A 13,473-nucleotide genomic window follows, 5' to 3' on the forward strand; every position below is an offset into this window, starting at 1 on the left:
GGCTCAGACGGCCGTCGCCGCGTACCGCACCAGATCGGGCCCGACGGCACTCGTGGCGATCGGTACGACGCGGTCGTCCCGCCGGATCCAGATGGTCGCCGCACGCTCGTCGATCCGGTCGACCTCGTGCAGCTCGCCGTCGAGCAGCACCGACGCCGTGACCCGGACCCGGGCGCTCGCCGGACGTGGCGGCAACCCGACCACGTCGTCGCCGTACGCCGGGTGCTCGCCGGGCTGCAGGAACGGGGACACCGGGGCGGTGACGACCTCGAGTCCCTCGTCGACCGCGGTCACCGCCACCAGGCGGACGGCCTGGTCGGTCGGCAGCGGCACGTCGACGACGGGCGCGGCGGTGGGGCCGGCCAGTGCGCGGAAGGCGGGCCGACCGTCGGGGGCGAGGTGGGCCTCCAGGCCGTCGATCCGGACGCGACCGCGCCCACGGGAGTCGGCGTAGACACCGGGCTCGATGCCGGACTGCCGCGCCTCGAGCCGGGTGAGGACGACGCGGTCCGGGCGGTACCAGTCGCGGAGCGCGGCCGGGTCCACCCAGCCGACGCTCGGGACGCCGCGGGAGAGCGCGGCGGACTCGTCGGCGGCGCGCTCGTCGCGCGCGCCGAGCGGGTGCTCGCCGCGCACGGCGACGAGTCCTTCGAGCGGGCTGCCGGCCGGCGGTTCGTGGTCGAGCACCTCGACGCGCTTCGAGACCTTGCCGCCGTGTCCGTCGAACGTGGCGAACGTCCGCAGGTCACTGATGGTCATGGGGCCACATGCTACGACTCGTCGGCTCCCCGTCGCGGCGGGGATGGCACGAGGGCGTGGATCTCGCCCGTGCAGAGCGCGGGGTCGACGCCCTCGGCGGGGCCGGCCGGACGGGTCGCGCGGCGCGGCTGGATGCTGTTGCGCTCGGCGGAGCGGAGCAGGCGGTCCTCGGCCGAAGCCGAGGCCGCGGCCTCGGCCGACGAACCGGGCTGCGCGGGCCGGCGGAGCGGGGGCCGGACGGGCTCGCCACGGCGCTCCTGGCCGGGCAGCGGGCGGGAACGGCGGCCGTACAACAGCTCGGACGAGTCGAGCAGCCACGGCACCAGGGCCACGGTGACGCCGTGCACGAGCAGCAGCTTCTTGCGGATGCGGCGGCCGCGGTGGTTGTGGAGCAGACCCTCCCACCAGTGCCCGACGATGAAGATCGGGGTGTAGACCGTGACGACCTCGGAGCCGTGCTCGTTCCGGTGCGCCTTGATGTACTTGATCAGGGGCATCGAGATGTCGCGGTACGGGCTCGGCACGATCGTCAGCGGCACCTGGATGCCGTACTCCGCCCACTGGTCGCGCAGGCGCTGGGACTCGGCGTCGTCGATCGCGACGTGCACCGCCTCGATGCTCGCGTGCTCGGCGGCGACCGCGTAGTCGAGCGCCTTGAGCACGGGCTTCTGCAGCTTGTTCACCAGGACGATGGCGTGGTCCCCGGTGGCGCCGAACTTCGTCTCGACGTCGGCCTCGATCTCGTGCGAGACGTCGCGGTAGTAGCGGTTCACGCCGAGCATGAGCACGTACAGCACCGGCATGATCAGGAAGACCAGCCAGGCGCCGTGGGTGAACTTCGTGATCGTGACGATGACGAGCACCACGAGGGTGAAGGTCGCACCGATCGCGTTGATCGTGCGGGAGCGGACGACCTGCCCGCGGTTCACGGGTGGCTCGCCGTCTGCGGTGGGCGCCCCGTCCCGGTCTCGATCGGCCCGGAGCAGCCGCGTCCAGTGCACGACCATGCCCGTCTGTCCGAGCGTGAACGACACGAAGACACCGATGATGTAGAGCTGGATGAGGCTCGTGACGTTCGCCCGGTAGACCACGAGCAGCGCCGCGGCGACGAGGGCCAGGACGATGACGCCGTTCGAGTAGATGAGCCGGTCGCCGCGGGTCGAGAGCGCCTTCGGGGCGTACGAGTCGCGGGCCAGGATCGAGCCGAGCAGCGGGAACCCGTTGAAGGCCGTGTTCGCCGCGAGGAGCAGGACCGCCGCAGTGGTCGCCTGGATCACGAAGAACAGCACCGAGTTGTTGCCGAAGGTCGCGGCCGCGATCTGCGCGATGAGCGAGCGCTGCGGCGTGGTGGCACAGTTCGCGAAGCCCTGCAGGTCGCAGGCGCGCTCGGCGTAGTGCACGTGCGACACGAGCGCCAGGGTGATGAGCCCGATGAACAGGACGATCGCGATGCCGCCCATCGCGACCAGGGTGGCCTGCGCGTTCTTGATCTTCGGCCGGCGGAACGCCTGCACGCCGTTCGCGATGGCCTCGACGCCGGTCAGGGCCGAGCAGCCCGAGGCGAAGGCGCGGAGGAGCAGCAGGATGAACGCCGCCTGCGTGGTGTGCTCGACGTTCTGCACGGTGTACGCCGCGGACTCGGCGACCGGGGCGTTGCCGGCGGCGACCCGGACGAGCCCGGTGACGACCATCACGAAGACGCTCGCCACGAACAGGTAGGTCGGGATCGCGAAGGCCTTGCTCGACTCCCGCACACCCCGCAGGTTGGCGGCGGCGAGCAGCACGACGAACAGCAGGGCGAGCTCGACGCGGAAGTGGTCGAGCATCGGGAGCGCCGAGATGATGTTGTCGACGCCGGAGGCGACCGACACGGCCACCGTCATCACGTAGTCGACGAGCAGTGCGCTCGCGACGACCAGCCCGGCCTTCTCGCCGAGGTTCCGGTGCGCCACCTCGTAGTCGCCACCACCCGACGGGTACGCCTTGATGAGCTGCCGGTACGAGGCGACGACGACCACGAGCAGCAGCACGACGAGTGCGGCGACCCACGGCGCGAACGTCAGGAAGGCCATGCCGCCGAGCAGCAGGATCATCAGGAGTTCCTGCGGCGCGTACGCGACAGAGGACAGCGGGTCACTCGCGAAGATCGGCAGGGCCAGGTGCTTCGGGAGGAGCTGTCCTTCGAGCTTCTCAGAGGGGAGGGGATCCCCGATCAGTCGTGCTTTCAACGACCGGATCTCGTTCGTCACGAGCGGCAAACCTACTCAGTTCCGGGCGCGAGTCAACACGGTTCGCCTGCCGCACATTCCCGGTCGGCTGCGGGCGCGCCACCCTGGGTGTCGCACACCCCTTGCGGTTGACGCAGCGTCAAGCATTACAGTCGCCAGCATGAGCGCATCGACAGGCCCGGGTGACGCAGCTGCGAAAGCTCCCCACGCCATCACCGAGGTGGCGCGTTCCGCCGGTGTCTCGAGTCGGACCCTTCGGCACTACGAGGCCGTCGGACTGCTGCCGGTCACCGCCGTCGGCGCGGGTGGGCTGCGGCGCTACGACGACCGTGCGCTCGTCCGGCTGCAGCGCATCCTGCTGTTGCGCGGGCTCGGACTCGGGCTGCCGGAGATCGCGCGACGGCTCGACGACGAGGGCGATGACGTCGCTGCGCTCACGGCGCACCTGACGTGGCTCGAGCACGAACGGGACCGGCTGGCCCGGCAGCTGGCCGCGGTTCGCACCACCGTGGCGCGCGTCGAGCACGGGGAGGACCTGACGGCAGGCGAGGCGTTCGCCGGCTTCCCGCCGACGCGGCTGCCGGACTCCGATCCGCCGGGTGCAGGGCGCTGAGGAACCAGGTTCCGGACACCACACCGCGCATCTGCACGGTGCTGTGTCCGGAACCTGGTTCCGGGGGCGGTCCCGGTTCCGCAGGCGGTCCCGGTGACGGCCGGGAGGCCCTGGTCGCCACCGCCTGTCGGCCGTCGGCCGTCAGAGCGACTTGCGCAGGGCCTCCAGGCCGTCACGCAGGCGCGTCACGGTGTCCGCACCGAGCGTGCCGCGGGTTGCTCGACGGCGCAGGTCCGCACGCACCTGCTGCCGGAACGACGACAGCGCCATCTCGAGCTCGCGCAATGCGCGGGCGCTGTCCGACGGGACGGACACGGGCTCCTCGGCGGAACCGGTCGCCGGGCTCTCGGCGGCTGCGGCCAGGTCGGCACGGAGCGAGCGCATGGCCTCGCCGACCGAGGCGCGCACGCCGTCGGCCAACGACTTCACCGAGTCGCTGACGCCGGACTCGACCGTGGCGATCTCGTCGGCACGTGCCGCGAGCTCGGCACGGCCGGCGTCCGTGATCGCGTAGACGGTCTTGCGGCCGTCGGCGGTCTTCGTGACCAGGCCGTCGTCCTCGAGCTTCGCGAGCCGGGGGTAGACCGTGCCGGCGCTCGGCACGTAGGTGCCGCCGAAGCGGTCGCCGAGTGCCTGGATGAGCTCGTAGCCGTGCATGGGGTGGTCGGCCAGCAGGACGAGCAGGTAGAGGCGCAGGTGGCCGTGGGCGAAGACGGGGCTCATTCGGGCACCTCGCTCTCGTTCGTCGGGGTGGTCGGCGTCGTCGGGGGTGTCGGCTCGGCGACCGGCGGGGCGTGCAGCACCGCGATGTCGCCGGAGACGGAGTTCACCCGCAGGTCGAGCCACTGGCCGGACAGTTCGCCGCCCTGCTTGACGTACGAACCGCGCACCCCGCGGATCTCGGCGTCGTCGAACTGCAGCTTGCCGGTCGCGGTGTTCACCGTGCACTTGTAGGCGACGCCGTCCGCCAGGCGGACGTTCACCGACCCGGACACCGTGTTGACGCGGGCGGACTCGGGGACCCCGTGCAGGTCGAGCACGACGTCGGCCGAGACGCCGTCGGCCTGGAACCGCGGGATCTCGCCGGTGGCCACGACGTCGCCGGAGACGGTGTGCACCGCGAGCGCGCCGTCGAGGTCGCGGATCGTGGTGGCGCCCGAGACGGCGTTGACCGTGACGTCACCCGCGACGCCGTCGACGACGAGGTCGCCGGACACCGTGTTGAGCGTGGCACCGCGGTTCGTGCCGGACAGCAGCGCACCGGCCGAGACGACACCGAGCGTGATGCCGGCGTCGCGGGGGACCAGGATGCTGACGTCGGCGTGGGCCTTGCCGCGGAAGGACTTCAGGAACCCGATGGGGTCGTCCCACCGGACCTGGGGGTGGTCGACGGTGAGGGTGTCGCCGTCGACCTCGATGAGCATCTGCTTGCCGGACACGCTGTGGATCTCGACCCGGGCCGTGGGTTCGTCGTGCGCGACGACGTCCACCTGCCCGCCGACCAGGCCGACACGCACGGTGCGCACGATGCCGGTGTCGATGACCTTGGGCTCGTCGACGAGCCACTTCTCCTGCGCCATGTTGCCTCCTGGAACTCGCGATGTATCGCGTCTGTGGAGGTCACGCTATATCGCGTTCCGCACGGCCGCAAGGGGTCGCACGCGATCACCGGGCGATCACCGGGCGATCGCCGGGCGATCGTGAGCAGGAATGGTCGGGTGCGGGCCGTGGACCCGACCATCCCTGCTCACGAAGCGGGCGTGGCGGGGGTGGGGCGGGCCTCCAGGGTGGGTGTGGCGACGTTCGCTGACGGCGCCGGCGCCGTGCGCTCGGGGCTCCACGGGAACCGGCGGAAGTGCGGCATGAGCGGTTGGACCATCGGGCCGATCGCGAACGCCGCGATGACGGTGCCCGCGCCGACGTCCCCGCCGAGGATCCACCCGACGATCACGACGGTGACCTCGACCAGGGTCCGGGCGAGCCAGATCGGCCAGCCGAGCCGCTGGTGCAACCCGACCATCAGGCCGTCCCGTGCCCCGGTGCCGAACCCCGCACCGATGTAGAACGCCGTCGCGACCGCGAGCAGCACGAGTCCCGCCGCGAACAGCCCGATCCGGGCGACGATCCCCGACGGCTCCGGCACCAGCCAGAGCACCAGGTCGGCACTCGGCCCGATCGCCAGGGCGTTCAGCAGCGTCCCGATGCCCGGCTTCTGGCGCAGCGGGATCCACAGCAACAGGATGACGCCGCTCGACACCACCGTGATGACGCCGAACGACCACGGCACGACGTTCTCGAGCCCCTGGGTCAGCACGGTCCACGAGCTCACGCCGACGACCGCTCGGACCTGCAGTGCGGTCGAGGCGCCGTAGAGGAACAGTCCGACGAAGAGCTGGACGAAGCGCAGGGTGAGGGCGGTGCGGCGGGACATGTGGCCATCGTCCCGACAGATTGGCCTGCTGGTCGAGAGCCAATCGCGCTACCGTGGACCCGTGCCCCCTGTCCTGATCAGTGCCCGCGCCGCCTCTCACCTGCTGACCGACTGGCGCGCCGGGACCGACACCCCGGCCTACGAGGCGCTCGCCGATGCCCTCCGGGTCCTCGTCATCGACGGACGGGTTGCCCAGGGCGTCCGGCTGCCGGCCGAGCGCGGACTGGCCGCAGCCCTCGGCGTCTCGCGCACCACCGTCGCGAACGCCTACGCCCGCCTGCGCTCCGACGGGTTCCTGGTGTCCGTCCGTGGCTCCGGCAGCGTGGTCCACCTGCCCCGTGACCTGGTCGGCCGGCCCGACCCCGAACGCCTGGGCGGAGTCGTCGAGGGGGACCTGCTCGACCTGCGCAAGGCGGCCCTGCACGCCGCCCCCGGCATCGACGAGGCGGTCGAGCGGGCGGTCCGGCACGTGCCCGCGGCGCTCGCCGGGATCGGCTACGACACCGTCGGCGACCCCGGCCTGCGCGCCGCGATCGCCGCGCGATACACCGAGCGCGGACTGCCGACCGAACCCGCCCAGGTCATCGTCACCCTCGGCGCGCAGCACGCGATCGCCCTGCTCGCGCGCGTGCTCGTCCGCCGTGGCGACGCCGTGCTCGTCGAGTCCCCGACCTACCCGCACGCGCACGAGGCCTTCCGCGAGGCCGGCGGCCGCCTGGTCGGCGTCCCCGTCGACGCGCGGACCGGGTGGGACGCCGCCGCGCTCGAGACGACGCTGCGTCGCACCGCGCCCTCCGTCGCGTACGTCATGCCCGAGCTCCACAACCCGACCGGTGCGACCATGTCCGCGTCGACCCGCCGGCTCCTGCTGTCGGTCGCGTCCTCGGTCGGCACGATCGTGATCGCCGACGAGACGATGGGGGAGCTCCGGATCGACGGGGAGCCGTCGCCGCCGTTGGCGGCGGCGGACCCGTCGGGGTCGTCGGTCGTGATGATCGGTTCCGCCGCCAAGGTCTTCTGGGGCGGCCTGCGGATCGGCTGGATCCGTGCCGACCCGGCGCTGCTGCAGCGGCTGCTGCTCGCCCGCCCCACGGGCGACCTCGGCACCCCCGTGCTCGACCAGCTGGTCGTGCGCGAGCTGGTCCCGCGCACGGCGGCCTTCCTGGAGGCGCGGCGTGCGTCCCTGCGCGAAGGTCGCGACGCGGTCGTGGGGGCGCTCCGGGCGCGGCTCCCGGAGTGGGACGTCCCGGCGCCGGCGGGCGGGTTGACGACGTGGGTGGGGCTCGGCCGACCGGTGTCGAGTGCGCTCGTGCTCGCCGCGCGGGCCGAGGGTGTGGTGCTGGCCTCGGGCGGGGTGTTCGGGCCGGACGGTGGGTTCGAGCGGTTCCTGCGGGTGCCGTTCACGATGGCGCCGGCCGATCGGGGGCGGTTGGTGGACGTGCTGTCCCGGTCGTGGGAACGGGTGGGTGGCGAGACGAGCGGCGTGCGGGGGTCGTTGGCGGCGGTGGTCTGAGCGGTGCGTCGTCCGGGGGTCGGCGTTGTCCGCCGGGCTCGGTGTCTTGCGGGACTCGGTGTCTTGCGGGGCTCGGCGTCATCCTCTGGGGTGAGGTCGGGTCGGGGGTTCTCGCTCCTCGGGGTGATGCGGCGTCGGCGGGGTCCGGCGAGGCTGGTGCCATGAACGCGACCCTGTCCGCCGGAACCCGCTCCGCTGTGCCGACGCCCGTCGAGCCGCCCGCGGCGGTCCCCGCCGTGGTGCGGGTCACCATCGCGCTGAGCGGGGCGCTCCTGGCGGGCGTCCTGACCTCGTTCGGGCAGGCCGTGCCCGCACTCGCCTCCGTGTCGAACTCGGCCGGACCGTGGTTCCTCGTCGCCGCGCTGCTGTGCCTGGTGGCCGGAGCACGAGGGGGCCGGGCCGCCCTGCCGCTGGCGATGGTGCTCGGCGTCGTGCTCCTCGAGCTCATGCACGTCGGGTACTGGGCCACGACGGTCCTGCGCGGGTTCCCCGACGTGCTGTCGATCACGAACCCCTGGGTGCTGCTCGGGGTGCCGGCCGGGCTGCTGGCCGGAGCGGCCGCCGTGGCGGTGCGGTCCCGCGACGCCCGGTGGCGCGCGGGGGCGTTCGGTGTGACGGCCGCGGTGCTCGTCGGCGAGGGGATCCGCGGGCTGCTGCAGGTCGCCGCGACGACAAGGCACGTCACCTGGGCCGTCGAGATCGTCGTCGGCGTGGTGCTGCTCGGCATCGGGGTCCTCGGCACCCGCTCACCCGTCGGGCGCGTGGTGGCGCTCGGCACCGGGGTGGTCGGCACGGTGGCGGTGCTCGGGGCGTACCTGGTGCTCGGCGGGTTCTGATCCTGCAGTCCTGATCCGACGGCGGGTCCTCGCCGCTCCGTCCTGATCCGACGGCGGGTTCTGGCTGCCAGCCGAGCGTTCGTCGGTCGGTCCTGCGAGGATCGATGACGTGCACCTCCTCTCGGTCTTCAGCCTGCGCAACCGGGCCCTCATCGCGCTCGTCACGATCGTGGTCGCGGTCTTCGGCGGCATCGCGCTCTCGAGCCTCAAGCAGGAGCTGATCCCCAGCGTCGAGTTCCCGCAGGTCGCGATCGTCAGCGCCTACCCCGGGGCCACGCCAGAGGTCGTCTCGAACGACGTCTCGACCAAGATCGAACAGGCGATCCAGGTCGTCCCGGACCTCGAGTCGACCAGTGCGACCTCGTCGACCGGGCAGAGCGTGGTGTCGGCGTCGTTCCAGTACGGATCGAACCTGGCCAGCGCCGAGGACAAGATCCAGACCGCGGTGAACGCGCTGTCGCTGCCCGACTCGGTGCAGACGCAGATCGTCACCGGGTCCTTCGACGACCTGCCGGTGCTGCAGGTCGCCGTCTCGGCGTCCGGCAACCAGGAGCAGCTCGTCGACCGGCTGCAGGCCTCGGCGATCCCCGACCTCGAGAAGCTCGACGGTGTGCGGCAGGCGGACGTCTTCGGCAACCCGGGTCGTCGCGTCGTCATCACGCCGGACCAGGACGAGCTCGCCGCCCGCGGCCTCAGCCAGACGGCGATCTCGGACGCGCTCGACGACAACGGCACCCTGATCCCCGGCGGCACGATCACCGAGGACGGCTCGACCCTGTCGGTGCAGACGGGCGAGCGGATCGCTTCGCTCAAGGACATCCGCGCGCTGCCGCTGACGAGCTCGTCGGGTTCGTCGGGTTCGGACGGGTCCGGGTCCGGGTCGGGTGCCGCCGGCGCAGACGGGACGGCCTCGTCCGGTGACGGCACGGCTGCGGGTGCGACCGGCACGGGGGCGACCGGCGCCGGTGCGACCGGGACCGGCACGGGCGCGACCGGCACGGGTGCGACCGGCACCGCTCCCACGGGTGACGCCGCGACGGGCGGGGCGACACCCGCGGCCACGCCGACGGACACCACCCTGGGCGACGTCGCGAAGGTCGCCATCACCGAGTCGCCGCGCACCTCCATCAGCCGCGTGGACGGGCAGCAGGCGCTGACGATCTCGATCACGAAGACGCAGGAAGCCAACACCGTCGACGTCTCGAACACCGTCCGCGACGCCCTGCCCGGCATCGAGGACAAGATCGAGGGCGACCCCCGCTTCACCGTCGTCTTCGACCAGGCGCCCTACATCCAGCAGTCCATCGACTCCCTGGCCGAGGAAGGCCTGCTCGGGCTCGCCTTCGCGGTGCTCGTCATCCTGGTGTTCCTGCTGTCGTGGCGCTCCACGCTCGTCACCGCGATCTCGATCCCGACGTCGGTGCTCCTCGCCGCGATCGGCATGCGCGCCGCCGGGTACACGCTCAACATCATCACGCTGGCGGCCCTCACGATCGCGATCGGCCGGGTGGTCGACGACTCCATCGTCGTCATCGAGAACATCAAGCGGCACATGCTCCCCGGTGTCGACCGCGGCCAGGCCGTGCGGGACGCCGTGCGAGAGGTCGCCGGCGCGGTCACCGCCTCGACCCTGACCACCGTCGCGGTGTTCCTGCCGGTCGCCTTCGTCGCAGAACTCGTGGGGGAGCTGTTCCGACCGTTCGCCGTGACGGTCACCCTGGCGCTCGTCGCGTCGCTGTTCGTCTCGCTCACCATCGTGCCGGTGCTGGCGTACTGGTGGCTGCGCCCGCCGAAGGTGAAGCCGGGTGACGCGACGGCGGCAGCGGAAGCGCCCACGGACGCGGAAGCGGCACCGTCGGCGATCGATGCCGAGCGCGGGTACGAAGGTGACCGCTCGGAGGGTGCGCTCGCCTCCGCCGCGGACCTGCACGACGCCGGCCGGGTCGACCGCCTGCGACGCGTCTACCTGCCGGTGCTCCGGTGGGTCGTCCGCAAGCCGGTCGTCGTCATCCTGCTCGCCGTGATCGTGCTCGGCGGAACGGTCGCCACGCTGCCGTTCGTCACCACGAACTACCTGGGCGACTCGGGGCAGAACACGTTCACGGTCACGCAGGACCTGAAGGCCGGTTCGAGCCTCGCCGTCCAGTCCGAGTCCGCACGCAAGGTCGAACGGGCACTGCAGGACGTCGACGGCGTCGAGACCGTGCAGACCACCATCGGCACGAGCGGCCAGTCGATCCAGGCGGCGTTCGGCGGGGGCGGCAGCGCCTCGGTGCAGTACGCCGTCACGACCGACGCCGAGGCCGACCAGCCCACGATCCAGGCCGACGCCCGGAAGTCGATCGGCGCGATCAAGGACGTCGGCGAGGTCACCATCGCGTCCTCCGGCGGCGGGTTCGGTGGCAGCAGCGACATCGAGGTCGACGTGACCGCGCCGACCCAGTCGCAGCTCGAGACGGCGTCGCGCCAAGTACTGAAGACCATGCAGTCGGTCCCGGACACCACGGGCGCCACGAGCAACCTGTCCGCGGCAGAACCGTTCCTCGCCGTCCGGGTCGACCGCCAGGAGGCCGCGTCACTCGGCCTCACCGAGACCCAGGTGGGTGGCCTCGTCGCCGCCGCGGTCTCGCCGCGGGACACCGGCAGCATCGAGATCGACGACGCGACGCTCGACGTCTACATCGCCGACCCGGAGCCGCCGACCACCATCGCCGCGCTCCGTGCACTCGACGTGCCGACGAGCACCGGCACGGTCCCGCTGTCCGACGTCGCCACGGTCGAGGAGTCCGAGGGCCCCACCACGGTCACCACGACGAACGCGGCCCGCACCGCCACGATCACCGTGACGCCGGACGCCACGAACCTCGGTGCGGCCGTGCAGTCCGTCACGACCGCCGTCGACGAGCTCGACCTGCCGAAGGGTGCGACCGCCTCGATCGGTGGCGTCGCCGCCAGCCAGTCGTCGGCGTTCTCGCAGCTCGGGCTCGCGGTGCTGGTCGCCGTGCTGATCGTCTACGTGATCATGGTCGCGACGTTCCGGAGCCTGCTCCAGCCGCTGCTGCTGCTCGTGTCGGTGCCGTTCGCGGCGACGGGCGCGATCCTGCTGCAGATCGCGTCGGGCGTCCCGATCGGTGTCGCGTCGCTGATCGGTCTGCTCATGCTCGTCGGCATCGTCGTGACGAACGCGATCGTGCTCATCGACCTCGTCAACCAGTACCGACGGCGCGGGTTGCGGGTGCGCGAGGCGTTGATCGAGGGCGCCACACGACGCCTCCGTCCGATCCTGATGACGGCGATGGCGACGATCTTCGCGCTGCTGCCGATGGCGATCGGGCTGACCGGCAAGTCCGGCTTCATCTCGCAGCCGCTGGCGCTGGTCGTGATCGGCGGCCTGGTGTCCTCGACGCTGCTGACGCTCGTGGTGCTGCCGGCGCTGTACTTCGTGGTCGAGCGGGCTCGCGAGCGCAACGACGACCGGATCGCCGCGGGCAAGACCCGGAAGCAGGCGCGCGCTGAGCGACGCCAGGAACGCGTGGAACTCCGGCAGGAACGACAGCGGCGACGAGCGGCGCGTTCCGGCAGCGCTGCCTAGCGGCGGTACTCGGCGTCGATGGCGGCGAGGGGCGAGACGACGACGCGCTCGGTCCGCTCCTCGCGCTCGACGGCCCGGAACCAGGACACCAGCACGAGGGTCAGCGTCACGAGGAACACCACGGCGGCGACCTGTGACACGACGGCCAGCTGTCCGGTGACCGAGGCGTACCCGCCGAACGACACCGCGGCGACGAACGACAGCCCGAGCAGCAGCTCCCCGAACGTCTGCAGCGCAGGGCGGTCCCAGCGGGTCGCAGCGGCGCTGGCAGGGCGGGTCGAGGTGTCGGTCACCCCCGAAGTCTGCGGCCAGGGGGTCGGCAGCGGCAGTCCCGACTCCGGGTGGCACCCACCCGGGGCACGCGGTCGGTCTCCGGCAGCCGGCAGCTGGTCGGCGCCCGCAGTCAGCCCAGCTGCGTCCGCAGGAACGTGACCACCCGGCGGCTCATCGCCTCGTCGAGCTGGGCGATCGAGTGGGCCGTGCCCTCGACCGCCACGAACGTCACCGGGACGTCGTGGGAGCGGAGCGTCGCGGCGAACTCCTGCGACTCCCACATCGGGATGAACTCGTCGGTGGAGTGCCCGATGAAGAACGGCGCGGTGTCCGAGGTGACGTGGAACTCCGGCGACGCCCGCGTGGCCGCCGGGCACCTGGCATAGGACCGGCACCCCAGGTAGAGCAGCTGCTTGCGCTGGAAGGCCGCGGACACCCCGTCGGGCTCGGTGGACCGGGTGGTCAGGTTCGTCGGCCCGCTCAGGTCGACCACGGCACGGATCCGGTCGCCGTCGGCGTACGCGGCGGAGTCGTGGTCGGTGACGGCGAGCATCGCGGCGAGGTTGCCGCCGGCGCTCCCGCCGAACACGCCCACGCGCTGGGAGTCGACGTCGTAGGTCTCGAGCGTCGCGGGACGGAACACGTAGTCGAGCGCACGGCGCACGTCGTCGAGCCCCGCCGGGAACGGGTCCGTCGGGGCCAGGCGGTAGTCGACGTTGAACGTCACGAAGCCCTCGGACGCCAGGTACTTGCACACGGACCGGTACGCGGCCGTCGCCTTGTCGCCGTGCGACCAGCTGCCACCGTGGATCATCAGGACCGCCGGGCGTCCGGTGGTGGCCTCGACCGCTTCGGCATCGGGGTCGGCGGTGGCCGAGGCGGACGGCGTCGCAGTGGGCGTCGCCGTCGTCGCGGGGTCGCTGTCGGCGGGCAGGCACACGTCGAGGCGCTGCAGCGGGTCGGTGCCGTAGGGCACGTCGGCCACCACGTCGATGCCGTGGTACCGCAGCGACAGCGGGTAGATGACGCTGTCCGCGGTCACGGTGGCGTTCTCGTCGCCGACCGGGTCCGTGCTGCAGGACGCCATCGCGCCGAGCGCCACGACCGCGGCGACGAGCGCGAGCACTGAGCGGCGGCCGGACTTCATCACGTCCACGCTAGCCGCCCCGGCGACCGCCCACGTCACCCGAGCGGAGGACGGCAGTGCGAGGATGAGGACGGCAGCCGC

At 72.3% G+C, this 13,473-nt stretch carries 11 protein-coding genes; 4 read left to right on the forward strand and 7 right to left on the reverse strand.

Features of this window, described 5'->3' with window-relative positions; genetic code table 11:
* Nucleotides 1-3: 3 nt before the first annotated feature.
* Nucleotides 4-759 carry a hypothetical protein gene (locus tag DEJ08_RS03135; RefSeq protein ID WP_111053787.1) on the reverse strand — a complete coding sequence of 252 codons (756 nt, stop codon included), beginning with the start codon at nt 757-759 and terminating at the stop codon, nt 4-6.
* Nucleotides 760-770: 11 nt separating this feature from the next.
* Nucleotides 771-3,017 carry an APC family permease gene (locus DEJ08_RS03140; RefSeq protein WP_111053786.1) on the reverse strand — a complete coding sequence of 749 codons (2,247 nt, stop codon included), beginning with the start codon at nt 3,015-3,017 and terminating at the stop codon, nt 771-773.
* Between the two features lie 130 nt (nt 3,018-3,147).
* On the opposite strand from DEJ08_RS03140, the gene DEJ08_RS03145 reads away from it, so the two are divergent.
* Nucleotides 3,148-3,600: a MerR family transcriptional regulator gene (locus tag DEJ08_RS03145; RefSeq protein WP_111053785.1), complete on the forward strand. Its 453-nt coding sequence runs from the start codon at nt 3,148-3,150 to the stop codon at nt 3,598-3,600.
* 141 nt (nt 3,601-3,741) lie between these two features.
* Here DEJ08_RS03145 and DEJ08_RS03150 read toward each other — a convergent pair whose 3' ends face one another.
* The 3 genes from DEJ08_RS03150 to yczE form a co-directional block, all read right to left on the reverse strand.
* Nucleotides 3,742-4,323: a PadR family transcriptional regulator gene (locus DEJ08_RS03150; protein WP_071405831.1), complete on the reverse strand. Its 582-nt coding sequence runs from the start codon at nt 4,321-4,323 to the stop codon at nt 3,742-3,744.
* Nucleotides 4,320-5,180: a DUF4097 family beta strand repeat-containing protein gene (locus DEJ08_RS03155; protein WP_111053784.1), complete on the reverse strand. Its 861-nt coding sequence runs from the start codon at nt 5,178-5,180 to the stop codon at nt 4,320-4,322. The genes DEJ08_RS03150 and DEJ08_RS03155 overlap by 4 nt, the downstream gene beginning before the upstream one ends.
* A gap of 167 nt (nt 5,181-5,347) precedes the next feature.
* The gene (gene yczE, locus DEJ08_RS03160) at nt 5,348-6,031 is read right to left on the reverse strand and encodes a membrane protein YczE (protein WP_258366984.1); all 684 of its coding nucleotides are present in this window, start codon (nt 6,029-6,031) and stop codon (nt 5,348-5,350) included.
* Between the two features lie 61 nt (nt 6,032-6,092).
* Here yczE and yczR point away from each other — a divergent pair, with 61 nt between their 5' ends.
* The 3 genes from yczR (at nt 6,093) to DEJ08_RS03175 (ending at nt 11,972) form a co-directional block, all read left to right on the forward strand.
* Complete coding sequence (gene yczR, locus DEJ08_RS03165) at nt 6,093-7,544, forward strand: MocR-like transcription factor YczR (protein ID WP_258366983.1); 1,452 nt, start codon at nt 6,093-6,095, stop codon at nt 7,542-7,544.
* Nucleotides 7,545-7,705: 161 nt separating this feature from the next.
* Nucleotides 7,706-8,380 (forward strand): DUF6518 family protein, encoded by a 675-nt coding sequence (locus DEJ08_RS03170; RefSeq protein ID WP_111053782.1) that lies wholly within the window; start codon nt 7,706-7,708, stop codon nt 8,378-8,380.
* Between the two features lie 109 nt (nt 8,381-8,489).
* A complete protein-coding gene (locus DEJ08_RS03175) occupies nt 8,490-11,972 on the forward strand; it encodes an efflux RND transporter permease subunit (RefSeq protein ID WP_111053781.1) in 3,483 nt (1,160 codons plus the stop codon).
* On the opposite strand, the gene DEJ08_RS03180 is transcribed toward DEJ08_RS03175, so the two are convergent.
* Together DEJ08_RS03180 and DEJ08_RS03185 are read right to left on the reverse strand one after the other, a co-directional pair.
* Nucleotides 11,969-12,265 (reverse strand): hypothetical protein, encoded by a 297-nt coding sequence (locus DEJ08_RS03180; protein ID WP_111053780.1) that lies wholly within the window; start codon nt 12,263-12,265, stop codon nt 11,969-11,971. The two genes, DEJ08_RS03175 and DEJ08_RS03180, sit on opposite strands and share 4 nt — an antisense overlap.
* Before the next feature lie 110 nt (nt 12,266-12,375).
* Nucleotides 12,376-13,392 carry an alpha/beta hydrolase gene (locus DEJ08_RS03185; protein WP_111091869.1) on the reverse strand — a complete coding sequence of 339 codons (1,017 nt, stop codon included), beginning with the start codon at nt 13,390-13,392 and terminating at the stop codon, nt 12,376-12,378.
* Nucleotides 13,393-13,473: the final 81 nt, after the last annotated feature.

The organism is Curtobacterium sp. MCLR17_054 (assembly GCF_003234335.2).
In the GTDB taxonomy this organism is placed as follows: domain Bacteria; phylum Actinomycetota; class Actinomycetes; order Actinomycetales; family Microbacteriaceae; genus Curtobacterium; species Curtobacterium flaccumfaciens.